This window comes from Pseudomonas sp. Nvir, from assembly GCF_963778085.1.
GTDB lineage: Bacteria > Pseudomonadota > Gammaproteobacteria > Pseudomonadales > Pseudomonadaceae > Aquipseudomonas > Aquipseudomonas juntendi.
In genome coordinates this window covers 4,199,297-4,221,068 of the sequence record NZ_OY970405.1, presented here as the reverse complement: position 1 = coordinate 4,221,068, position 21,772 = coordinate 4,199,297, and the positions used below count along the sequence as shown (strand labels likewise).

Here is a 21,772-nt window from a genome sequence, read left to right as displayed (position 1 = left end):
CGACACAACCTCCTTCGGATGATTAATAATATGGCTATTGAAACAGTAGTTCATTCCAATGCATTCAATGCGTCGGGTTTTGTCCAGAATGCGGTCGATCCGCGCACTGGCCAGTATGCGATGAGTATCAACCTGCCCCCCCTTGTCGGTAACTATCAAGCTGGCCCAGACCTGCCGATTCGCCTGGTATTCAATCCATTCAGCGACAAAAATACTGGCTTTGGCCAGGGTTGGTATATCGAACTTACCCAATACATTCCGGCAACTCGTATGTTGCGGCTTCATACCGGCGAAAGTTTCCGGGTGACTGGGTCTGGCAACGAGCCAGGCATTAAAGAAAGAAAGCTCGAAACGTTCCGCTTTTTCGAGGAGAGTGTAGAAGGCAAGAAACAGTATCGTGTGGTTCACAAATCCCACATGGAAGAAATCCTGAGCGAGTACGGTACCAGGGATAATCTAGTTGCATTGCCTTCAGAAGTTCGCGCGGCATCGGGCCATCGTATCCTGTTGAAGTATGACAATAATCAACGGCTGGAGCGGATTATCGACGGCACGGACCTGGTATTGCTGGAAATCAGCTATGGCAGCACGGTAAACCTCAAATTGCATCCCTATGCCAATGATGGCAAGCCGGTCGCAGAGTACAAGCTCGGCCTGGTCGATGGGGAGTTGCGCCAAGTTGACTTGCCAGGTGAGGCTGGTGGCAACTGGCGTTTTGAATACACCCTCGCCAATGGGCTGACTTGCCTGGCCAAGGTTTCGACACCCTACGGTAGTGTGGAAGATATTCGCTATGGGGAGAATGGCGATACCGGCCACCTGCTGCCAGGGGGAGGGACGCGGGCAGCGATACCGCGGGTAACCTCTCATGCAGTCAACCCTGGCGCCGCCCAGCCGTCGATGAAAACCACCTACACCTATACCATCTTGCATGAGGGTATTCAGGCCCCGCACAATTTTGTAGGTAATGGCAGCAATGTCACCTGGCGTGACGATGGCGAAGACAACCTTTATCGCGCCAGGTCCAATTACCGGTATGCAAGTACGGCCCACCAATGGGGCAAGGGCGCGGATGGCACGGATCAGGTGTTGCGTACCACCGAGCGTACTTACAACCGTTTCCACTTGCAGGTGAGTGAGGTCGTTGTGCAGGGCAAGAACCAACTCGCCAGTAGCACCACGTACCACGGCAATCCGGCAACTGAATTCGACAATCAGCCGAGCAACTTCCAGCTACCGCTGGAACAACGCAGCAGATGGTCAGTGCAGGGGGACGCCTCCCGGGTGCGCGAGGAGCCTGCCACCAGAACCGAGTATGACCTGCACGGCAATCTGATCGCTCAGACCTTGCCCACCGGGCAGCGTACCGTTACCGAGTACTACCCGGCCGAAGATGATCCGGACGGTTTCGTGCGCAACCCGAAGAGCGTGACACAATACCCTGCAGAGGGTGGCGACGAGCCTGCACCGGTATTGCGTCGACGCTTCGAGTTTGAAACGCTCCCCCGCGTGGTCTACCCGGCTGGCTCCGCCAAACTGCCCGCGTCCGATTGGTTGGTGCTGACGCAGGAAAGCCTGTTGGAAGTGGTTGACGGGGTAGAGCAGGCGCCTTTGCAGGTCACTACCACGCGCCCGGTCAATGTTGCCACCGACCTGCTGCGCCATGGGCGCCCGTTGCTGCAAACCTTGACCATGGGCGGTAAAAGCACCAATACCGCTTTTACTTACAGCACGGATGACCTTGATGGGCACCCTGTATTGGTGACCGAGCAGCAGGTGACGGGTTTCGATAATGGCGAGATCGACCCAGTGACCGGCCTGCCGCGCAATGTTTGCAAGGTAATCACGCTGAAGGATTCGATACTGATTGGCGAGCCCATTCTGAATCGCGATGACAACGATATTGAGATCGAGTACGCCTACGACGCTCTGCGCCGTGTGATTCGGGAAACAGTGTCGCCCAATGACGATAAGTACAAGGCGTCCCGTACCTACGCATACGGGCTTGTGAGCGGGGTCGGTGGCCAGGCATTGCAGAGCCGAGTGGATGTTAAAGGAGTTGCTGTCCGCTCGTACATCGATGGCCTGGGGCGAGTGGCCAGGGAGGAGCGTCATGATGCCGACGTCGACGGTGGGGATGCCCTTCTGCGCCAAGTCTTCCGCCCGATTAATGCGTTTACCTACGATGAGCTTGACCAGTTGACCGAAGCAGTCGAATACGATTGGAAAGGCGCCGAGCAAATGCCGTTGGCGACCCGGTATGAATACGACGACTGGGGGCAGCAGCGGTGCGAAATCGGTCCGGATGGTGTCAAGCGGTACCAAGAGCAAGACCTGATCGGGTCTAACCCTTTCGGTGCGGACCCCAATGGCAACCTGCCTACCCAGACCGTGTGGAGTGAATCTGCCGATGGCACAATGAGCCTGGGCAAAACCACTACCTGGCTGAATTTGTTTGAGCAACCTGCCCTGGTTCGGCGATTCGACCTGGCGAACAAGCTGTATGCCAAACATGAGTATTTCTATGACGGGCTGGGGCGAAATGTGCGCGAAATCGATGCACGCGACACCACCACCCGCTCCAGTTATGACGTGTTCGGGCGTTTGGTGGACCAGACCCTGGCAGACAGGTCTGTGGTGCATCGCGACTATGCCTTGCACAGCAGTGAAGACCTGCCGATCAGTATCAGCGTCGGTGGCATCGTGCTGGGTGAGCAGGTTTTCGACGGCCTTAACCGAATGATTACCTCCATTACCGGGGGGCGGGCTCGCCACATGCAGTACGAGCCAGGCCAGACCAAACCAAGCAAAGTGAAGACGGCCGCCGGCAATGTCATCGAGTACCAGTACCTTCCGCAGTTGGGTGAGGAGCCTCAAGTGCGGCGCATTCCGGGCCGCCAGGCGGATTATGAATTCGACCCGCATAACGCGCGGCTCACCTGGTGTAAAGAGGAGGGCGAAGAGCTTGCCCGCGCCTATTTCAGTACAGGCCAGATCAAGCAGGAAACCCGCACGATCGGAAACGAGACCTGGTCAATGGAATATGGCACCAGCCTGTTGGGGCGCCAGTTGTTCTATAAAGATGTTCTCGGTCAGACGCAGACTTATGCCTACTACGCAAGTGGCCTGCTGGAGCAGACTGCGCTGGGGTCTACCAGCAGCCGGTTCTTCTACGATGGGCTGAGCAATACCCAATGCATTCTCACGCTCGACGGTACACAAGGGTTGGCCACGGAACTTGAGTATGACCACCAGGGGCGGGAGTGCCTGCGCAGATTCGTGTTCCTGAATACCGTGGTCGAGGCACCGATCGAAGGTTTCCAGTTTGCCAATGATGGTGTGCAGGCGCTGGTGGACACAGCGGGGCTGCTGGTGCAAGGGATTCAGGAGCTGGAGCAGGAATACAGCCTGCTTGACCAGATCACGTTCAAACGCCTGTCCGAAAATGGTAGTGCCTTGCGTGAGGAGAGTTACAGATATGACCGGCGTGGTCGCCTCGAGGAGTATGCCTGTGACGGATTGCTTTCCCACAGCCCGAAAGACCCGGCTGGTAAAACCATTCGTCAGCAGTACTTCAATTTTGATGCGCTCGACAATATCACCTGGGTACTGACTGATTTCGAAGAAGAGGACGGTAGTAAAGACTCAAATGAGGCCACGTACCTGTTTGAAAATGACGACCCTGCCCAGCTGACGGGTGTGACTAACACGCATGCAGACTATGCCGACTTCACCCTGGAATATGATGAGGACGGCAACATGAAGGTCGATGACAGGGGCAAGGTGTTGACATATGACGCCTTGGGGCGTCTGAGCAGCTACGATGGTGGCGGTTACAGCTACGACCCTCTGGACAGGCTGTCAGGCCAGGAGGCATGAAGCAGCTGCTGTGAAGATCGGGGTGTAAAGCTAATGTCGAGCACTCAAACGCTTGAGACCCCTTTGCAGCCGATCGCCGGCAAGCCGGGCTTCCACAGGAGCAGGGCAGACCTCAGTTTTGCCCGGCCCCTGTGGGAGATTCTATGGTTTCTGGCAAGGATAGCTGCAGCATCTTCAGCGCCTGTCAGCCCTGATGCGATCCCTGTGGGAGATTCTATGGTTCCTGGCAAGGGTAGCCGGAGCATCTTCAGCGCCTGTGAGATCGAGCGCCGCCCGCGCGGCGCAATCGCGAGCTGCGCTCGCTCCTACGTTTGTTTCGGGCCAGTAACGCCTGTGACAGGCGCGCGCGGCCGCCTTGTTTGTACGGCGCGATATTGAGGCATGCACCAAGGCGTTCGCGCGCGAATCGCACAGGAATAATTGGCCCGAAACAAACGTAGGAGCGAGCGCAGCTCGCGATTGCGCCGCGCGGGCGGCGCTCGCTCTAACAGGCGCTGCCATACCTTGTGGCAAACACCTGTCAGCCCTAAGGCGATCCCTGTGGGAGCTGGCTTGCCGGCGATGGGCTGCCACCAAGGCTTAGCTGACCGGCATCGGGCCGTGAGGCCCGATTTTTCAACCCTTACGGTATGGCCACCGTGAACTGCACATCACTGTTGGCGGAACCAGCGGTTACCTGTGTATCGATCGCTTTGTAAGCCGCAGAAAACAACATGTCAGTAGGTTTGCTGTCATGCAGGGGATATTGCTTGGAGGCGATTCCATTGTCTACCGGTGTACCCACATTGTCCTTGATGATCAAGGCCAACCCCGTGGCGCCACCTGGCTCCAGGGCGTACAACGTGCCGCTGGCGCCGGCGCCGCCGTAACTTCCGGTGAAGGTTACGCTGGCATTGGCACCGGGGAGCAGTATGCAGCCGCCTCCGGGGGTAAGGCGCAAACCGAAGGCGCGGTTTGCGGCCTCATCATCTGGCTGCTTGAACTGGGCAGTGGATACTTCGCCCATGTAGATCCTGCTGGCGGGCAGGCCGGTTGAAGGGTCGATGATTTCAACTGCACAGGTCCCGCTGTGGACCTGACCAAAGAAGTTGATTGAACCCGTGTTTGCAAGCGCTTGTTGGCTGGATATTGCCAGTCCAAAGGCTACGACTAAGGGCTTCATATAAGCTGTCCTGTTACAGGTAAGTCGGAATAGCAAACGAGCCCAAAGGGCTCGATTGGAGGTGACACAAGGGGGCTCAGGGCAGGCTCGACAGTGCTTTTTGCATCGGCGTGGTGGCGACCCCGTAGTCATTGATGGTGGTAAAGGTCAGTTGCAAGCCAGTGAGCGTTTTGATTTGGGTCAGGTCATAAACCTGCAGATCAAATGGCCGCGCCATGGCCATGGCCTGGATTGCCTCTGTTTTGCCTGCACTGCTGACTTCCAGGCGGCCGAATGTGTAATGGTAGGGCGTTGGGTTGTGTACCACGAGTTCGACACGCCCAGCGCGTTGGCGCACGGACCACTCCAGCTCACCGATGCGCTCTGCGGGCCGGTCTTTCAATTCCTTGGGGCGATAGAAAAGCTTCAGGCGCGTGCGCAGTGCAATATTGAGTACGTTGACATCCCCCGGCGTTGCTTCGGGGATCTCCTGAACATTGAGGTAGAACAGCGTTTCCCGATCCTTGGGCAACTTGTTGGGCAGGCGGCTGATCTGCACCATTTGCTCCTTGCCGGGGTCCAGGCGGAACAACCCGGGCGAAGTCGCCAGAGGGACGGCAGTATCGGTGTCGTCCTTCGCGGTGTTGACCCAGGTTTGCACCGCATAGGGGCGGGGGCTGGGGTTGGCGATCACTACAGAGGTGCTGCTGTTGTCGCTGTCGAACACGATTCGCGTGGTATTGACGGTTAGCGCTGCCTGAGCGGTCTGCATCATGCTCGCGAAGCAAATACCCAAGGCAAGGCGGCGCAGGTGAATCTTCATCTGGCGATACCTTTTGAATGGTATGAAGACACCTCAGGCGACGTCAGTTCGCCTGAGGTGCTTTCTCATGGGATGTCGACAAGAAATTGCACATCGGTATTGGCGGTGCCGGCGGTGACCCCGGTGCCAATGGACTTATAGGCCGCAGAGAAAATCATCGTGGTGGGGTTCGTGTCGTCCAATGGGTAATCCTTGGAAGGCGAGCCGTTGTTTATCGGTGTACCGGCGTTGTCCTTGATGATCAAGGCTAGGTCGGCTGCCCCGCCTGGCTCCAGTGCATACAGCGCACCACCAGTACCGGCACCGCCATAGGCGGCAGTGAAGGTCACCTGGGCACTGGTGCTAGGGGTTACGACGCAGCCATTACCTGGGGTGACGCGCATGCCGAAGGCCCGCGATGCAGCTTCATCGCCTATGGCTGCGAACTGCGAAACGCTGACGTTGCCCATGTTGATACGCGATAGCGGCAGGCCGGTCGACGGGTCGATGAGTTCGATCGGACAAGTACCGGCGTGCACCTGGCCGTAGAAATTGATCGAGCCGGTATTGGCGAATGCTGCATTGCTGGCAAGGCCAAGCAAGATGGCAAGCGGGATAAGCTTCTTCTTCATGTTGTACTCCACTGTGGACCCGTTGTAGGCAGGGCATTTCGGCCTCTGGATTTCTGCCGAACAACTTGACGGCAGGGGGAGAAGAGATTAGGTCGTTTGATAATGGTCGCATGTAGGAAAATACTGATTGGCGCCTGGTAAAAGCCTAATGCGTGATTCTGCTTCAAGATTGGGTCGCTTCTTACCGCACGACAACTGGTAAAAATGCCAGTTTTCAATGCTGCGTGATTATGGGCATATCAATGCTTTGTTGATGGGAGTGGGAACATGAGCACCCAGAAAGACAAAGATGGCAATAAGCTTGTGGCAAAAGCAGCCTCGGACCCATCGGCTGCCGCAGAGCCTGCGATATTGCTCCTCTATGCCCTTAACGATGAAACGCAGCTGAACGGTTTATGGGCAAAGCGCCATACACTCATTGGTCACGATGTGGACGGGGGTGAGTTGGTGGTTTCCGAGCGCGAGATGAACAGAACGACTTGGGAGCTGAGCTTGGTGCATCTGGGTTACCCAAAGTTGCAGTTCGATACGTCAAGGCGAACATTGAAACTGGACAAGAACCTGCTGACCGACCTGCGGCTATCGTTGAATACACCTATTGGCATGAATGCGCGCCAGGCTGTGAGAATCGAGCAGTCGGACGGCAGCGCGGGCAAGGTACTTGAGGTGACCCTCGGTCTCAACAGCAGCCATATCGAATACCATAAATGGAAAGGCAGTGAGGCGGTGGTGCACTGGGAGCAACCTGCCACTTACGTGATAGCAAATGACCGATTGAGCGCCGACCGGTTCAAGCAGCACTTCGAGCCCTTGAAGCGCATGAAGATCGCGTCCTTGTCAAAGCCAGTTTCTGTTGCGCTTGACGACGTATGGGTTTATTTCGAATATGGCGAGTCACCAATGCGGATCAACGTCTTCAACGGGCCGGGTCAGGTAGCCGCCCGATCAGATCCGATTCTGGTGCCAGCATCCGAAGACGTCGCTATCGCCTTTGAGGTCGGGGCATTCCCAATCACCCTGACCCAGCTGCCGCCAGTGGACAAAGACTGGGTAGTTGGCCTGTTCGCGCCCAGCTGGTCAATGAAGTGGACCATGGGAGGGTACATACCGCCGGGAAATTTTTATTTTGGCGTATACGCTCTTTCTGGCTCTGAGACGGCGCAAACCAAAGTAACTACCCAGGCGCAGGCGCTGAAATGCTCTCCGCTGATTAGTCTTTGCGACTATGGAGGCGATCTGGAAGAGATCCAGCTGATGTCAGCGGGTGCGCAGCCAGTCTGGGGCGCGGAGGGCACGCTGCATGGCGAGTTGCTCCTGCAGAACGGCAAGCACTACTACAAACCGCCGCAATCACTGCCAGCGGCGGTGCGTTTCAATACGGGGGGAGACACATTCATACCTGCCGCCTGCCGCGCGTCCCTGGTTACTCCGACCGAGACAGATATCATTAAAGTAACAGACACGTGGCAGGAGGCCTATGCTACGTTTGTGATTCGTTGGGTACATCCCACGCACTTTATCCGGGTTGCCCGGCACGCCCTGGGCCTTAAACTTTCACTGTTTTACTTAAACGGACGTCAAGAGGAAAAAGCGGTTGCGGACTCGCAGGTATCGTGGCGGGTTCTTGCGGGTAATGGCTCGGTTATTGCTGGCGTTTTCAGGCCAGATGTGAGCAACCCGAGCCCTTACTCTGTCGTCATGGGGGAGGACACCTTCGCTGTGGATGAATGGCGCTGGGGGCTGACGATCATTGCGATGCCGATGCTCGATATTGACACGCTGGTCGACTACTACTCGCGTTGAGCAATGGCCCGTTCAGTGGTGGGTCGATGGAGGCGTCTGGGCGAGCAACTGCTTTTCCTGGTGCCAGTCGAACGGCTCGTCGTTGCGCTCGGCTTCGTAGCGACGCTCCTCGAGTTGCTGGTACAGGTCCAACTCTTCGTCAGGCATGAAATGCAGGCAGTCACCACCGAAGAACCACAGCAAATCGCGGGGTACCAGATGAGCGATCTGTGGGTAGCGCTGGATCACCTGACAGGTCAGGTCCTGGCCCAGATACTGGCTTTGCAGTGGGTCCTGCGGCAGTAGGGTCAGGAGTTCGTCGAAGCGCTCCAGGAACAGGGCGTGGCTTTCCTCCGATACCTGCTCGGCGTCACCCAGGGCCACCAAGATGGTGCGCAGGTGGTTCAGCAGTTGCAGGTGGTATTGCAGGTGGGGGGTGGCCATGGGCATGGTCCTCGAGGTAGGTCAAACGGGCGCGGAGTATACGCCGGTAGGGAGGGGGCCGCAAAACGGCCCCTGGTTTCAGCGTACCTTGCCGTGCTCGGGCAGCAACTGCGCTTTGTCGAACGCGTCCACATCAATCACGGTTCTGCGGGCTTTTTCAGCCTCATGCAGCTGTAGGCCTTCACCTGGCTGAAGCGCACCGGCCTGTACCGCTGCATCAATTGCCGATTGCCCAGGGGTCGGCTGTACCTTGCCACCCTTGATCGCCTGATGCAGCGCCTTGTGCAAGGGTGCAGCTTCCTCCAGCAACTCGCAGGCCCGTTGCAGCGCCGCCACTGGATCTCCATCGGTTTTGGGCCTGAAGCAACCGGAAAGCAGCTCTTCCAGCGCCGGGTCACCTTTGCTACGCCCAATCAGCGCTGCCACTTCGGCGTCCAGTTCATCGCTGGGCCCGGTGTGACGACGGCCAAAGGGGAACACAAGCACGCGCAGGGCGCAGCCAATGAAGCGGTTGGGGAAATTGTCCAGCAGCCGATCCAGGGCTGTTTCCGCCTGGCCCAGGCTTTCTTCCATGGCCCAGCGCAGCAGCGGCTGCATGTGCTTGGGTGAGCCGAGGTCGTGATAGCGCTTGAGCGCGGCGCTGGCCAAGTACAGGTAGCTCAAGACGTCGCCCAGCCGCGCGCTCAGGCGTTCGCGACGTTTGAGCGCGCCGCCCAGTAGCATCATCGACAGGTCGGCCAGCAGAGCAAAGGCTGATGCCTGGCGGTTGAGGGCGCGGAAGTAGCCTTGGCTCAAGGCATCACCGGGCACATTCTCCAATCGACCCAGCCCAAGGTTGAATACGAGTGTGCTTGCCGCGTTGCCGGCAGCGAACATGATGTGCTTCATCAGCAGGTCGTCGAATTCCTTCAGGGCCTGGTCGCGGTCTTCACGGCTTGCCAGGGCCATTTCCTTGAGCACGAACGGGTGGCAACGGATGGCGCCCTGGCCGAAGATCATCAGGTTGCGCGAGAGGATATTGGCGCCCTCGACGGTGATGAAGATCGGCGCCCCCTGCCAGTTCCGGCCCAGGTAGTTGTTCGGGCCCATGATGATGCCCTTGCCGCCGTGCACGTCCATGGCATGCTGGATGCATTCACGGCCGCGCTCGGTGAGGTGGTACTTGAGAATCGCCGACAGCACCGAGGGCTTTTCGCCCAGGTCCACGGCCTTGGCGGTGAGCAGGCGGGCGCTGTCCATCAGCCAGGCGTTGCCGCCGATGCGTGCCAGGGATTCCTGGATGCCCTCGAACGCGGCAAGCGGCACGTTGAACTGTTCACGGATAGTGGCGTACTGGCCGGTGACCAGGCTGGTGTACTTGGCCGCCCCCGTGCCGACGGCGGGTAGGGAAATCGAGCGGCCCACCGACAGGCAGTTCATCAGCATCATCCAGCCCTTGCCGAGCATGGCCTGGCCACCGATCAGGAAGCTCAGCGGCACGAACACGTCCTTGCCGCTGTTGGGGCCGTTCATGAAGGCAGCGCCCAGCGGCAGGTGGCGCTTGCCGATTTCGACGCCGGGGGTGTCGGTAGGGATCAGGGCCAGGCTGATGCCCAGTTCTTCCTGCTCGCCCAGCAAATGGTCCGGGTCGTAGGCCTTGAAGGCCAGGCCCAGCAGGGTCGCGACCGGGCCGAGGGTGATATAGCGCTTTTCCCAGTTCAGGCGCAGGCCGAGGACTTCTTCGCCTTGCCATTGGCCTTTGCAGATGACGCCGGTGTCGGGCATGGCGCCAGCGTCGGAGCCGGCCAGTGGGCCGGTGAGGGCGAAGCAAGGGATTTCTTCGCCACGGGCCAGGCGCGGCAGGTAGTGGTTGCGTTGCTCATCGGTGCCGTAGTGCAGCAGCAACTCAGCGGGCCCCAGGGAGTTGGGCACCATCACGGTCGAGGCCAGGTCGCCGCTGCGGGTGGCCAGCTTCATCGCCACCTGGGAGTGGGCATAGGCGGAGAAACCTTTACCGCCATATTCCTTGGGGATGATCAGGGCAAAGAAACCGTTCGACTTGATATGCGCCCACGCTTCGGGCGGCAGGTCCAGGTCCTGGCCGATCTGCCAGTCGCTGACCATTGCGCAGAGCGCTTCGGTGGGGCCGTCGATGAAGGCCTGTTCCTCCTCGGTCAGCGTCGGTGCCGGGTAGGCGAGCAGGGTGCGCCAGTCGGGGCGGCCGCTGAACAGTTCGCCGTCCCACCAGACGGTGCCTGCGTCGATCGCTTCGCGCTCGGTTTGCGACATGGGCGGCAGGGTGCGCTGGAACCAGCTGAACACCCGGCCGGTAAATACCCTGCGGCGCCAGTCGGGCAGCGCCACCACGGCCACCTTGAACGCCAGCACGATCCAGATCAGCGCCAGCAGCCAGCCGGGGGCGCTGCTGAAAATGCTCATCAGCAGGACGTAGGCCGCCACGATGCCGAGAATCTGCAGGGGCGCCAGGCGCCGGTGCGTGAGGTATGCCGCGCCGATCACCAGCACTACCAACCATAACAGCAACATAATCGGTCCTCCTTGGAACCAGGGGAGCTTGAACCGTCCCAGACAGCTTAGACGTAACGCCGTGAACGGCAGGGTCAGAACAGTGACAGGGTGTGGCGGTGGGAGTTTCAGGATATTTTCAGCCTGTGCCGGCCTCTTCGCGGGCACGCCCGCTCCCACAGGGATATCACAGGGTTCGAGACGGGTGAGACACCTGTGGGAGCGGGCGCGCCCGCGAAGAGGCCGGTACAGGCGAGAAAACTCTGGAGTAGACTGTGCAGCCCTCCACATTCATAAGGACGTTGCCATGCTGAAGATCTGGGGCCGCAAGAATTCGAGCAATGTGCGCAAGGCGCTGTGGATCGCCCACGAACTGGGCCTGGACTTCGAGTCCATCGACGCCGGCGGCGCTTTCGGCGTGGTCAACGAGCCGCACTACCGCGCGCGCAATCCCAATGGCCTGGTGCCCCTGCTGGAGGACGGCGACCTGGTCCTGTGGGAATCCAACGCCATCGTCCGCTACCTGTGCGCCGAGTACGGCGCCGAGCAAGGCTGGTACCTGGAAGACCCGCGCCAGCGCGCCCTGGCCGACAAGTGGATGGACTGGACCACCTCAGCCTTGGCAACCCCCTTCCGCCCACTGTTCTGGGGCCTGCTGCGTACCCCGGAAGACCAGCGCGACTGGGTGGCGATCAACGCTGCGCACAAGCGCTGTGCCGAGCTGCTGGCGATGGCCGATGCAGCCCTGGCCCAGCAGCCGTATCTTTCCGGTGACCAGATCGGCATGGGCGACATCCCACTGGGGTGCTTCGCCTACGCCTGGTTCGAGCTGCCCATTGAGCGCCCGGCCATGCAGCATCTGGAAGCCTGGTACGCACGCCTCAAGGCACGCCCGGCCTACCAGGCTGCGGTGATGACGGCGCTGACCTGAATCGAACACCACGGCTGTTTCGATAGTCACTATCAATACACATGACTGTACTTGTGCGGCCAGGCCTTGCACCATTGGCCGCACTCACTGCGCCAGTGACGTTATCTGGCGTGTCCTGCACCTTATTCTTCGGTAAGTGACCCGCTATGAGTTCTGCCCTGTCCATCCGACAGCTCACCAAAACCTACGGCAACGGCTTCCAGGCCCTCAAGGGCATCGACCTGGACGTTGCCGAAGGTGATTTCTTCGCCTTGCTCGGCCCCAACGGCGCCGGCAAGTCCACCACCATCGGCATCCTGTCCACGCTGGTGAACAAGACCAGCGGCACGGTCAACGTGTTCGGCCATGACCTGGACCGCGAGCCCGCCGCGCTCAAGCGCTGCCTGGGCGTGGTGCCGCAGGAATTCAACTTCAACCAGTTCGAGAAAACCTTCGATATCGTGGTGACCCAGGCCGGCTACTACGGTATCCCGCCCAAACTGGCCAAGGAGCGCGCCGAGCAATACCTGACCCAGCTGGGCCTGTGGGACAAGCGCGACGTGCAGTCGCGTTCGTTGTCTGGTGGCATGAAGCGCCGCCTGATGATTGCCCGCGCGCTGATTCACGAGCCGCGCCTGCTGATCCTGGACGAACCTACCGCCGGGGTGGACATCGAGCTGCGCCGGTCGATGTGGAGCTTTCTCACCGAGCTGAACCAGAAGGGCATCACCATCATCCTCACCACCCATTACCTGGAAGAGGCTGAGCAGCTGTGCCGTAACATCGGGATCATCGACCACGGCACCATCGTCGAGAACACCAGCATGCGCCAGTTGCTGGGCAAGCTGCATGTCGAAACCTTCGTCCTCGACCTCAAGCAGGACCTGGCCACGGCGCCGGTGTTGCAAGGCTACCCTTGCCGGCTGCTGACCCCTCACACGCTGGAAGTGCAGGTGGACAAGGACATCGGCATTACCGCGCTGTTCGGCCAGCTGGCCCTGCAGAACATCGAAGTGCAAAGCCTGCGCAACAAGACCAACCGACTCGAGGAGCTGTTCGTGTCCCTGGTGGAAAAAAACCTGTCGAAGGTGGCCGTATGAGTGTGGAACTGCGTACCAACTGGGTCGCCCTGAACACCATCGTCTACCGTGAAGTGCGGCGTTTTCTGCGCATCTGGCCGCAGACCCTGCTGCCGCCCGCGATCACCATGGTCCTGTACTTCGTGATTTTCGGTAACCTGATCGGCCGGCAGATCGGTGACATGGGTGGTTTCACCTACATGCAGTACATCGTGCCCGGGCTGATCATGATGTCGGTGATCACCAACTCTTATGGCAACGTGGTGTCGAGCTTCTTCGGCAGCAAGTTCCAGCGCTCGATCGAAGAACTGATGGTGTCGCCGGTATCGCCGCACATCATTCTCGTCGGCTATGTGCTGGGCGGCGTGTTGCGTGGCCTGGCGGTGGGGGTGATCGTGACCATCCTGTCGATGTTCTTCACCGACCTGCAGGTGCACCACCTGGGCGTGACCGTGGCCGTGGTGCTGCTGACCGCGACCATCTTCTCGCTGTTGGGCTTCGTCAACGCGGTGTTCGCGCGCAACTTCGATGACATTTCGATCATCCCGACCTTCGTGCTGACGCCACTGACTTACCTGGGCGGGGTGTTCTATTCGATCAACCTGCTGCCGCCATTCTGGCAGACCGTGTCGCTGGCCAACCCGGTGCTGCACATGGTCAACTCGTTCCGCTACGGCATCCTAGGGGTGTCGGATATCAGCATCGGTACGGCGATCACCTTCATGCTGGTGGCCACCGCGGTGCTCTACCTGCTGTGTGTGCGCCTGCTGGTCAGTGGCCGCGGCATGCGCGCCTGAGGCCTTGCACCGGCATTGGCGCCGCCGCCACTGCCGGCCCACCCACCAGCGCCAGTACAGCATGGTGCCGAAGTAGCCAAGAATGCCCAGCACCACGCCGCACACCACCGAGCCGAGCAGGAAGGGTTGCCACAGTGTCGACAGCTGGTCGGTGATCCACTCGAAGGTCAGTTCGTCAGGCAATGTGCGCGGTGGTACCTGCATCAGCCAGGCGCCGGTCATGTAGGTGACGAAGAACACCGGCGGCATCGTCAGTGGGTTGGTCAACCACACCAGGCTTACCGCGATCGGCAGGTTGCCGCGTACCGGAATGGCCAGCGCGGCGGCCAGCAGCATCTGCGCCGGCATCGGGATCAGTGCCGCGAACAGGCCAACGCCCATGGCCCGCGCCACCGAATGGCGGTTCAGGTGCCAGAGGTTCGGGTCGTGCAGCAACTTGCCGAAAAAGCGTAAGGACTTGTGTTCCCGAATACTGGTCGGGTCCGGCATGTAGCGTTTGAAAAGTCGGCGCGGCATGTAGGCTCCCGGAGCGTTGACCCGGGCAGTATGCCCTTATTCCCGCTCAGCCTCGTTCAGAGTTTGTGACAATTGTTGAGCAAGCCGTGCCGGCAATTGGGCTATGCCTCAGAAGGTGATTTGGCTTCTGGAGCTCTACCTCATGCGCACAGGGATGTTGGCGCTTGCGCTCGGGCTGCTGTGCCTGGGCTTTCTTCCTGCATTGCTACCGGACCGGTGGTTGTGGGTGCTGGCGGCTTGCGCTGGCGTCTGCCTGTTCACCCGCGGTTGGCCATTGGGCTGTTTTCTGTTGGGGCTGTGCTGGGCCAGCTGGTCTGCCCAGCAGGCCCTGGATGACCGGCTAGCGGCCGCTTTGGATGGCCGCACCTTGTGGCTGGAGGGGCGGGTGGTCGGCTTGCCGGCGCGCACTGCGCACGGTGTGCGTTTCGAGCTGGAGGCCGCCCGTTCGCGCCGTGCCGAACTGCCACAACGCCTGCAAGTCAGCTGGTTCGACGGGCCGCCGGTACGGGCCGGCGAGCAGTGGCGGCTGGCGGTGACCTTGCAGCGCCCCGCCGGGTTGTTGAACCCGCATGGGCCGGACCGTGAAGCGCAGTTACTGGCCCGGCGGGTCGGCGCTACCGGTACGGTGAAGGCGGGGCAGCTGCTGGCGCCGGCCAGCTATGGGTGGCGGGACTCGCTGCGCCAGCGCTTGCTGGCGGTCGATGCCAACGGCCGGCAGGCCGCGCTGGTGGCCCTGGTGCTCGGCGACGGGGCCGGCCTGGCGCGGGAAGATTGGCAGACGTTGCAGGCCACCGGCACGGTGCACTTGTTGGTCATTTCCGGCCAGCACATTGGCCTGGTTGCCGGTTTGCTCTATGGCCTGGTCGCCGGGTTGGCCCGCTGGGGGCTGTGGCCCGCACGGCTGCCGTGGCTGCCCTCGGCGTGCGCGCTGGCCATGGGTGCGGCACTGGCCTACGGCTGGCTGGCCGGCGCGGGGGTGCCGGTACAGCGTGCCTGCCTGATGCTGGCCGTGGTGTTGCTCTGGCGGCTGCGTTTTCGGCACCTGGGGGCGTTCCTGCCACTGTTGCTGGCGCTGGTGGTCGTGTTGCTGGTCGAGCCGCTGGCGGCGCTGCTTCCGGGCTTCTGGCTGTCGTTCGGCGCCGTGGCCACGCTGGTGTTTTGCTTCAGCGCCCGCCTGGGGGCATGGCGGCCATGGCAGGCCTGGACGCGGGCGCAGTGGGTGATTGCCATCGGTTTGTTGCCGGTGCTGCTGGCCGTGGGCTTGCCGGTGAGCCTGAGTGCGCCGCTGGCCAACCTGGTGGCGGTGCCATGGGTGAGCCTGGCGGTACTGCCGTTGGCCTTGCTGGGTACCTTGTTGTTGCCGTTGGGTGGGGCTGGGGAGGCCTTGTTGTGGCTGGCAGGTGGCTTGCTGGATGTGCTGTTTAGGGTGCTGGCGCTGGTTGCGCAGCAACGCCCGGCATGGGTGCCGCCAGCCCTGCCGCTATGGGCCTGGCTGCTGGTCTGCCTGGGGGCTTTGCTGGTGCTGCTGCCCCGTGGCGTGCCGCTGAGAGGGTTGGGCGGGGTGATGCTGTTGGCCCTCTGGGTGCCGCGCGAGCCGGTGCCTTTCGGGCAGGTGGAGGTCTGGCAACTGGACGTTGGCCAAGGCTTGGCGGTGCTGTTGCGCACTCGGCATCACAACCTGCTGTATGACGCCGGGCCGGCGAGGGGCGACAGCGACCTGGGGGAGCGGGTGGTGTTGCCGACCTTGCGCAAGTTGGGGGTGAGTCACCTGGACGTGATGCTGATCAGCCATGCCCACGCCGATCATGCCGGCGGTGCTGGGGCGATACAGCGGGGTTTGCCGGTCGAGCGGGTTATCGGTGGGGAAGCGCTGGATGATGTTCAGTTGCAACCCTGTGCCAGTGGCGAGCAATGGGAATGGGATGGCGTGGGTTTTTCGCTGTGGCGCTGGGCGGATGGTCGCAGCAGTAATGACCGCTCCTGTGTGTTGCTGGTCGAGGCGCAGGGTGAGCGGTTGCTGCTGGCCGGCGACATGGAGGCAGGGGCGGAGCGTGCCTGGCTGGCGGCGACCGACGCGCCACGCATTGACTGGCTGCAGTCGCCGCACCATGGCAGCCGCAGTTCCTCCAGCGAGGGGTTCATGCGTGCCACGGCGCCGCGTGGGGTGCTGATATCGCGGGGGCGCAATAATAGCTTTGGACACCCGCATGCGCAGGTGGTGGAGCGGTACCGGCGGCATGGGGTGGTGGTGCATGACACGGCGGTGCAGGGGGCTTTGCGGTTGGTGCTGGGCGGGTGGGGGGAGGTTGAGGGTATGCGGGGGCAGAGGCGGTTCTGGCGGGCTCGGGGGGAGTGAGGGGAGGGGCTTGCAGGTGCTTGCCATGACATTTTCTATGCCCCAGGGGTTCGCCATGACAGGCGCTGGAAAACCCAAGGCATGCCCCTGTCAGCCCCGATACCCATCCAAGGCATGCTCCCTGATCTCCGGCAGATGAGCCTCCGCCGTGCCTATGGTAGAGTGGCGGCCTTTATCCGAAGGGGCGTTTACTGTGTGGGAATTGGTCAAGTCCGGTGGTTGGATGATGCTGCCGATCATTCTGAGCTCCATCGCTGCCATGGCTATCGTCATCGAGCGCCTGTGGACCCTGCGCGCCAGCCGCGTCACCCCGCCACACTTGCTGGGCCAGGTCTGGATATGGATCAAGGACAAGCAACTCACCAGTGACAAGCTCAAGGCGCTGCGCGCCGATTCGCCACTGGGTGAGATCCTCGCTGCGGGCCTGGCCAATTCGCGCCATGGCCGCGAAATCATGAAAGAGTGCATCGAAGAGGCAGCTTCGCGCGTCATTCACGAGCTGGAGCGCTACATCAGCACCCTCGGCACCATCGCCGCCATGGCCCCGCTGCTGGGCCTGCTGGGCACCGTGCTGGGCATGATCGACATCTTCAGTGCCTTCATGGGCACGCAGATGACGGCCAACGCCGCGGTACTGGCCGGTGGTATTTCCAAGGCCCTGGTCACCACGGCGGCGGGCCTGATGGTCGGTATTCCGGCGGTGTTCTTCCACCGTTTCCTGCTGCGCCGCATCGATGAACTGGTGGTGGGCATGGAGCAGGAGGCGATCAAGCTGGTGGAAGTGCTGCAGGGCGACCGCGAAGTGGAAGTGGCCGGAGGCAAGGCGTGAAGTTCCGGCGCAATCGCCAGCGGGAGAACGTCGACATCAACCTGGCGTCGCTGATCGACGTGGTGTTCGTGCTGCTGCTGTTCTTCGTGGTCACCACCACCTTCACCCGTGAAACGCAGCTGCGGGTCGAGCTGCCGGAGGCCGCCAGTGCCGAGCAGGCGCCGGCCGACCAGGGCAAGCTGGTGGAAATCACCATCAGCGCCGAAGGCGTGTACTCGGTGAACAACCACCTGCTGCCCAAGAGCGACCTGGCCACCCTGAGCGAGGCCATCGAGCGTGAGTCGGGTGGTGACAACAAGCTGCCGCTGGCCATCAGTGCCGATGGCAAGACCCCGCACCAGGCTGTGGTCACTGCGATGGATGCTGCCGGCAAGCTCGGCTTCAGCCAATTGCGCATGACCACCGTCGAGGCGGCCCAGGGCACGCCCTGATGGCTATCGCCGGCCGCCTGCTCGCCGCCTGGTACGCCGGGCACCCGGCGCTGGCGCTGCTGCGCCCGCTGGAGGCGTTGTACCGCCGCGTGGTCACGCGCAAGCGCGCGCGCTTTCTAAAGGGTGAAAGTGCCAGCTACCGCGCACCGGTGCCGGTCATCGTGGTGGGCAATATCACCGTGGGTGGCACCGGCAAGACACCGATGATTCTCTGGCTGATCGAGCATTGCCGCCAGCAGGGGCTGAACGTCGGCGTGGTCAGCCGTGGCTATGGCGCCAAACCGCCGCAGTTGCCGTGGCGGGTGTTGGCCGACCAGTCTGCCGAACAGGCTGGGGACGAACCGCTGCTGATCGTGCAGCGCAGCGGGGTACCGCTGATGATCGACCCAGATCGCGCCCGCGCCGTGCAGGCCCTGCTGGCCAGTGAATCGCTGGACCTGATCCTGTGTGATGACGGCATGCAACACTACCGCCTGGCACGTGACCTGGAGCTGGTCCTGATCGATGCCGCGCGTGGCCTGGGCAACGGCCGCTGCCTGCCGGCCGGCCCCCTGCGCGAGCCTGCCGAACGTCTCCAGAGCGCCGATGCGGTGCTGTTCAATGGTGCCGGCGAAGACCGTGCCGGTGGCTTTGGCCTGCGCCTGCAGCCATCCGCACTGGTCAACCTGCGCAGTGGCGAGCGCCGCGCACTCGACCATTTTCCCGCCGGCCAGCGCCTGCACGCGGTGGCCGGTATCGGCAACCCGCAACGTTTCTTCAATACCCTGCTGGGGCTAAACTGGCAGCCGCTGCCGCACCCTTTTGCCGACCATGCACAATTCAGCGCCCGGAGCCTGGCCTTCAGCCCACCGCTGCCGCTGGTCATGACCGAGAAAGACGCCGTGAAATGCCGCGCCTTCGCCGCCGACGACTGGTGGTACCTGGCTGTCGAAGCACAGCCCACGCCGGCATTCAGCGCCTGGTTCGACAGCCAGCTGCAGCGTTTGCTGCACAAGCCCTGAGCCCGTTTTCATTTCTGGCCATCTGGCCTAAAGGAAGCCTTCAATGGACACCAAACTGCTCGATATCCTCGCCTGCCCGATCACCAAGGGCCCGCTCAAGCTCAGCGCCGACAAGACCGAGCTGATCAGCAAGGGTGCCGGCCTGGCCTACCCGATTCGCGACGGTATCCCGGTCATGCTGGAGAGCGAGGCACGTACCCTGACCGACGACGAGCGCCTGGACAAATGAGCCTTGACTACACCGTGGTGATTCCTGCCCGCCTGCGTTCCACGCGCTTGCCAGGCAAGCCGCTGCTGGCCATCGCCGGCAAGCCGATGGTGCAACATGTATGGGAGCAGGCGCGCAAGAGCGCGGCCAGCCGCGTGGTCATCGCTACCGACGATGCCAGCATCTTCGAAGCTTGCCAGGCCTTTGGCGCTGAAGTGCTGATGACCCGTGTCGACCATGAGTCGGGTACCGACCGCCTGGCTGAAGTGGCGACCCAACTGGGCCTGGCGGCCGATGCCATCGTGGTCAACGTGCAGGGTGACGAGCCGCTGATCCCGCCGGTGATCATCGACCAGGTAGCTGCCAACCTGGCTGCCCACCCGCAAGCGGCCATCGCCACCCTGGCCGAGCAGATCCATGAGCCGGAAACCGTGTTCAACCCCAATGCGGTGAAGGTGGTCAGCGACAAGCACGGCCTTGCCCTGAGCTTCAGCCGGGCGCCGCTGCCGTGGGCGCGTGACACCTTCGCCAAAGGCCAGGACCAGTTGCCAGCCGGCGTGCCTTACCGCCGCCATATCGGCATGTACGCCTACCGCGTGGGCTTCCTCCACGACTTCGTCAGCTGGGGCCCCTGCTGGCTGGAGCAGACCGAAGCCCTGGAGCAGTTGCGTGCCCTGTGGCACGGTGTGCGCATCCACGTCGAGGACGCGATTGAGGCGCCTGCCGTGGGTGTAGACACCCCAGAAGACCTGGAGCGCGTACGGCGCTTGCTGGAGGCCTGATGCGCGTACTGTTCGTGTGCCTGGGCAACATTTGCCGCTCGCCCACTGCCGAAGGCGTGCTGCGCCACCAGCTACAGGCTGCCGGGCTCGCCGACCGCGTGCAGGTGGCCTCCGCGGGTACGGGCGACTGGCACGTTGGCAAACCACCCGACAGCCGCACCTGCAAGGCGGCGCTGGCGCGTGGCTATGACTTGTCCAGGCAACGCGCGCAGCAGGTCAAGCAGCGGCACTTCGCCGAATACGATCTGGTGCTGGCCATGGACGAGAGCAACCTTCGCGACCTGCGTGCCCTGCGCCCGCCAACGGCGACGGGCGAGCTTGACCTGTTCCTGCGCCGCTATGGTGCGGCATTGGATGAAGTGCCTGACCCGTACTACGGCGGCGCCGATGGCTTTGAGCAGGTACTCGACCTGATCGAATCGGCCTGCCAGGCGCTGGTGCTGGAAATCAAGGGGCGGTTATGACCGGGCAATGGCAGGAGCAGGTATCGCTCAATCCTTACAACACCTTCGGCATCGACGTGAAGGCGCGTTATTTCAGCCAGGCCCGCAATGACCTGCATGTGCGCCAGGCGCTGAGCCAGGCTCAGCGCCTGGCGTTGCCAGTGCTGGTGATCGGGGGCGGCAGCAACCTGCTGCTGACGCGCGATATCGATGCGCTGGTCTTGCACATGGCCAGCCAGGGCCGCCGGGTGCTCAGTGATGACGGCGAGCATGTGGTGGTCGAAGCCGAGGCCGGCGAGCCCTGGCACCCGTTCGTGCAGTGGACCCTGGCGCAGGGTTTTTGCGGCTTGGAGAACCTCAGCCTGATCCCTGGCACCGTGGGCGCTGCACCCATGCAGAACGTGGGTGCCTACGGGGTGGAGATCAAGGACGTGTTCGTCGGCCTTACGGCCCTGGACCGCGAGACGGGCGAGCTGCGCGACTTCGCGCTGGCGGACTGTGCCTTCGGTTACCGCGACAGCGTATTCAAGCGTAACCCAGGCCGGTGGTTGATCCTGCGGGTGCGGTTTGCCTTGAGCCGTACCCTGCACGCGCACCTGGACTACGGCCCGGTCCGCCAGCGCCTGGCAGAGCAGGGCGTGACCGAACCGACGGCGCAGGCGATCAGCGATGCGATCTGCAGCATTCGCCGCGAAAAGCTGCCAGACCCGGCCGAGCTGGGTAATGCCGGAAGCTTCTTCAAGAACCCGGTAGTTTCGGCCGAATGCGTGGCGCGCATCCGTGCGCAGTACCCCGGCGTGGTCGCCTATCCGCAGGCTGACGGTCAGGTAAAGCTGGCCGCAGGCTGGTTGATCGAGCAGGCAGGCTGGAAGGGCTATCGCGAGGGTGATGCCGGGGTGCATCGCTTGCAGTCGCTGGTGCTGGTCAACTATGGCCAGGCGAGCGGGGCGCAGATGCATGCGCTGGCGCGACGGATCCAGGCCGATATCCTCGAACGGTTCGGGGTTGAGCTGGAGATGGAGCCTAACCTGTACTGAATTAGAGGTCGGTGCAGAACCTGTAGGAGCGGCCTTGTGTCGCGATGGGGCGCGTAGCGGCTCCAGATTTCAGCGTCAATGCAAATATTCCTGGGGCCGCTTTGCGCCCCATCGCGACACAAGGCCGCTCCTACAAAGGGCAGCGCCGGCGCTGACATAAAGTGATAGGCCAAGAAAAAGCCCCGCCAGTTCGCACTG

18 protein-coding genes and 1 pseudogene are annotated in these 21,772 nt (G+C 61.8%); 13 read left to right on the top strand and 6 right to left on the bottom strand.

What is annotated here, in order from left to right; all coding sequences use genetic code 11:
• Window positions 1-30: 30 nt before the first annotated feature.
• Window positions 31-3,879 carry a sugar-binding protein gene (locus AACG97_RS20320; RefSeq protein ID WP_232555034.1) on the top strand — a complete coding sequence of 1,283 codons (3,849 nt, stop codon included), beginning with the start codon at window positions 31-33 and terminating at the stop codon, window positions 3,877-3,879.
• Window positions 3,880-4,501: 622 nt separating this feature from the next.
• Here AACG97_RS20320 and AACG97_RS20315 read toward each other — a convergent pair.
• The 3 genes from AACG97_RS20315 to AACG97_RS20305 all read right to left on the bottom strand — a co-directional run bounded on the left by AACG97_RS20315 (window position 4,502) and on the right by AACG97_RS20305 (window position 6,454).
• The gene (locus tag AACG97_RS20315; protein WP_115294541.1) at window positions 4,502-5,041 is read right to left on the bottom strand and encodes a fimbrial protein; all 540 of its coding nucleotides are present in this window, start codon (window positions 5,039-5,041) and stop codon (window positions 4,502-4,504) included.
• Window positions 5,042-5,117: 76 nt separating this feature from the next.
• The gene (locus AACG97_RS20310) at window positions 5,118-5,843 is read right to left on the bottom strand and encodes a fimbrial biogenesis chaperone (RefSeq protein WP_009681876.1); all 726 of its coding nucleotides are present in this window, start codon (window positions 5,841-5,843) and stop codon (window positions 5,118-5,120) included.
• Window positions 5,844-5,908: 65 nt separating this feature from the next.
• Window positions 5,909-6,454, bottom strand: a complete 546-nt coding sequence (locus AACG97_RS20305; protein ID WP_009681877.1) for a fimbrial protein — start codon at window positions 6,452-6,454, stop codon at window positions 5,909-5,911.
• 267 nt (window positions 6,455-6,721) lie between these two features.
• On the opposite strand from AACG97_RS20305, the gene AACG97_RS20300 reads away from it, so the two are divergent.
• Window positions 6,722-8,257, top strand: a complete 1,536-nt coding sequence (locus tag AACG97_RS20300; RefSeq protein WP_125855471.1) for a hypothetical protein — start codon at window positions 6,722-6,724, stop codon at window positions 8,255-8,257.
• Between the two features lie 12 nt (window positions 8,258-8,269).
• On the opposite strand, the gene AACG97_RS20295 is transcribed toward AACG97_RS20300, so the two are convergent.
• Window positions 8,270-8,680, bottom strand: a complete 411-nt coding sequence (locus tag AACG97_RS20295; protein WP_115294539.1) for a PA2817 family protein — start codon at window positions 8,678-8,680, stop codon at window positions 8,270-8,272.
• A 78-nt stretch (window positions 8,681-8,758) separates the two neighbouring features.
• A complete protein-coding gene (locus AACG97_RS20290; RefSeq protein WP_115294538.1) occupies window positions 8,759-11,206 on the bottom strand; it encodes an acyl-CoA dehydrogenase in 2,448 nt (815 codons plus the stop codon).
• A gap of 286 nt (window positions 11,207-11,492) precedes the next feature.
• Between AACG97_RS20290 and AACG97_RS20285 the strand changes: the two genes are divergently transcribed.
• From AACG97_RS20285 to AACG97_RS20275, 3 genes are all read left to right on the top strand, one after another.
• Window positions 11,493-12,116: a glutathione S-transferase gene (locus AACG97_RS20285; RefSeq protein ID WP_054913968.1), complete on the top strand. Its 624-nt coding sequence runs from the start codon at window positions 11,493-11,495 to the stop codon at window positions 12,114-12,116.
• Between the two features lie 146 nt (window positions 12,117-12,262).
• The gene (locus tag AACG97_RS20280; protein WP_009681882.1) at window positions 12,263-13,195 is read left to right on the top strand and encodes an ABC transporter ATP-binding protein; all 933 of its coding nucleotides are present in this window, start codon (window positions 12,263-12,265) and stop codon (window positions 13,193-13,195) included.
• Window positions 13,192-13,971 (top strand): ABC transporter permease, encoded by a 780-nt coding sequence (locus AACG97_RS20275; RefSeq protein WP_009681883.1) that lies wholly within the window; start codon window positions 13,192-13,194, stop codon window positions 13,969-13,971. The genes AACG97_RS20280 and AACG97_RS20275 overlap by 4 nt, the downstream gene beginning before the upstream one ends.
• Before the next feature lie 9 nt (window positions 13,972-13,980).
• Here AACG97_RS20275 and AACG97_RS20270 read toward each other — a convergent pair.
• A pseudogene (locus tag AACG97_RS20270) lies at window positions 13,981-14,487 on the bottom strand (DUF2062 domain-containing protein); the annotation flags it as partial.
• A gap of 142 nt (window positions 14,488-14,629) precedes the next feature.
• Between AACG97_RS20270 and AACG97_RS20265 the strand changes: the two are divergent.
• The 8 genes from AACG97_RS20265 to murB all read left to right on the top strand — a co-directional run bounded on the left by AACG97_RS20265 (window position 14,630) and on the right by murB (window position 21,574).
• Window positions 14,630-16,843 (top strand): DNA internalization-related competence protein ComEC/Rec2, encoded by a 2,214-nt coding sequence (locus AACG97_RS20265; RefSeq protein ID WP_197885124.1) that lies wholly within the window; start codon window positions 14,630-14,632, stop codon window positions 16,841-16,843.
• Between the two features lie 193 nt (window positions 16,844-17,036).
• On the top strand, window positions 17,037-17,672 hold the full coding sequence (locus AACG97_RS20260) for a MotA/TolQ/ExbB proton channel family protein (protein WP_009685211.1): 636 nt from the start codon (window positions 17,037-17,039) through the stop codon (window positions 17,670-17,672).
• Window positions 17,669-18,103 carry an ExbD/TolR family protein gene (locus tag AACG97_RS20255; protein WP_012271149.1) on the top strand — a complete coding sequence of 145 codons (435 nt, stop codon included), beginning with the start codon at window positions 17,669-17,671 and terminating at the stop codon, window positions 18,101-18,103. The genes AACG97_RS20260 and AACG97_RS20255 overlap by 4 nt, the downstream gene beginning before the upstream one ends.
• On the top strand, window positions 18,103-19,104 hold the full coding sequence (gene lpxK, locus AACG97_RS20250; RefSeq protein WP_125855469.1) for a tetraacyldisaccharide 4'-kinase: 1,002 nt from the start codon (window positions 18,103-18,105) through the stop codon (window positions 19,102-19,104). Before AACG97_RS20255 ends, lpxK begins: the two co-directional genes overlap by 1 nt.
• A gap of 43 nt (window positions 19,105-19,147) precedes the next feature.
• Window positions 19,148-19,333, top strand: coding sequence for a Trm112 family protein (locus AACG97_RS20245; protein ID WP_003247142.1), 186 nt, complete (start codon window positions 19,148-19,150; stop codon window positions 19,331-19,333).
• On the top strand, window positions 19,330-20,094 hold the full coding sequence (kdsB, locus tag AACG97_RS20240) for a 3-deoxy-manno-octulosonate cytidylyltransferase (protein WP_009685206.1): 765 nt from the start codon (window positions 19,330-19,332) through the stop codon (window positions 20,092-20,094). The genes AACG97_RS20245 and kdsB overlap by 4 nt, the downstream gene beginning before the upstream one ends.
• Complete coding sequence (locus AACG97_RS20235; protein WP_009685205.1) at window positions 20,094-20,558, top strand: low molecular weight protein-tyrosine-phosphatase; 465 nt, start codon at window positions 20,094-20,096, stop codon at window positions 20,556-20,558. The genes kdsB and AACG97_RS20235 overlap by 1 nt, the downstream gene beginning before the upstream one ends.
• The gene (gene murB / locus AACG97_RS20230) at window positions 20,555-21,574 is read left to right on the top strand and encodes a UDP-N-acetylmuramate dehydrogenase (RefSeq protein ID WP_197885125.1); all 1,020 of its coding nucleotides are present in this window, start codon (window positions 20,555-20,557) and stop codon (window positions 21,572-21,574) included. Before AACG97_RS20235 ends, murB begins: the two co-directional genes overlap by 4 nt.
• The last annotated feature ends 198 nt before the right edge of the window (window positions 21,575-21,772 follow it).

Excerpts from the sequence above, each read along its gene's own strand:
- AACG97_RS20285 (WP_054913968.1), top strand. The coding sequence starts at position 11,493 with ATGCTGAAGATCTGGGGCCGCAAGAATTCGAGCAATGTGCGCAAGGCG.
- AACG97_RS20280 (WP_009681882.1), top strand. The coding sequence starts at position 12,263 with ATGAGTTCTGCCCTGTCCATCCGACAGCTCACCAAAACCTACGGCAAC.
- kdsB (WP_009685206.1), top strand. The coding sequence starts at position 19,330 with ATGAGCCTTGACTACACCGTGGTGATTCCTGCCCGCCTGCGTTCCACG.
- AACG97_RS20305 (WP_009681877.1), bottom strand. The coding sequence starts at position 6,454 with ATGAAGAAGAAGCTTATCCCGCTTGCCATCTTGCTTGGCCTTGCCAGC.
- AACG97_RS20300 (WP_125855471.1), top strand. The coding sequence starts at position 6,722 with ATGAGCACCCAGAAAGACAAAGATGGCAATAAGCTTGTGGCAAAAGCA.
- AACG97_RS20295 (WP_115294539.1), bottom strand. The coding sequence starts at position 8,680 with ATGGCCACCCCCCACCTGCAATACCACCTGCAACTGCTGAACCACCTG.
- AACG97_RS20265 (WP_197885124.1), top strand. The coding sequence starts at position 14,630 with ATGCGCACAGGGATGTTGGCGCTTGCGCTCGGGCTGCTGTGCCTGGGC.
- AACG97_RS20290 (WP_115294538.1), bottom strand. The coding sequence starts at position 11,206 with ATGTTGCTGTTATGGTTGGTAGTGCTGGTGATCGGCGCGGCATACCTC.
- murB (WP_197885125.1), top strand. The coding sequence starts at position 20,555 with ATGACCGGGCAATGGCAGGAGCAGGTATCGCTCAATCCTTACAACACC.
- AACG97_RS20275 (WP_009681883.1), top strand. The coding sequence starts at position 13,192 with ATGAGTGTGGAACTGCGTACCAACTGGGTCGCCCTGAACACCATCGTC.
- AACG97_RS20310 (WP_009681876.1), bottom strand. The coding sequence starts at position 5,843 with ATGAAGATTCACCTGCGCCGCCTTGCCTTGGGTATTTGCTTCGCGAGC.
- AACG97_RS20245 (WP_003247142.1), top strand. The coding sequence starts at position 19,148 with ATGGACACCAAACTGCTCGATATCCTCGCCTGCCCGATCACCAAGGGC.
- AACG97_RS20315 (WP_115294541.1), bottom strand. The coding sequence starts at position 5,041 with ATGAAGCCCTTAGTCGTAGCCTTTGGACTGGCAATATCCAGCCAACAA.
- AACG97_RS20235 (WP_009685205.1), top strand. The coding sequence starts at position 20,094 with ATGCGCGTACTGTTCGTGTGCCTGGGCAACATTTGCCGCTCGCCCACT.
- lpxK (WP_125855469.1), top strand. The coding sequence starts at position 18,103 with ATGGCTATCGCCGGCCGCCTGCTCGCCGCCTGGTACGCCGGGCACCCG.
- AACG97_RS20320 (WP_232555034.1), top strand. The coding sequence starts at position 31 with ATGGCTATTGAAACAGTAGTTCATTCCAATGCATTCAATGCGTCGGGT.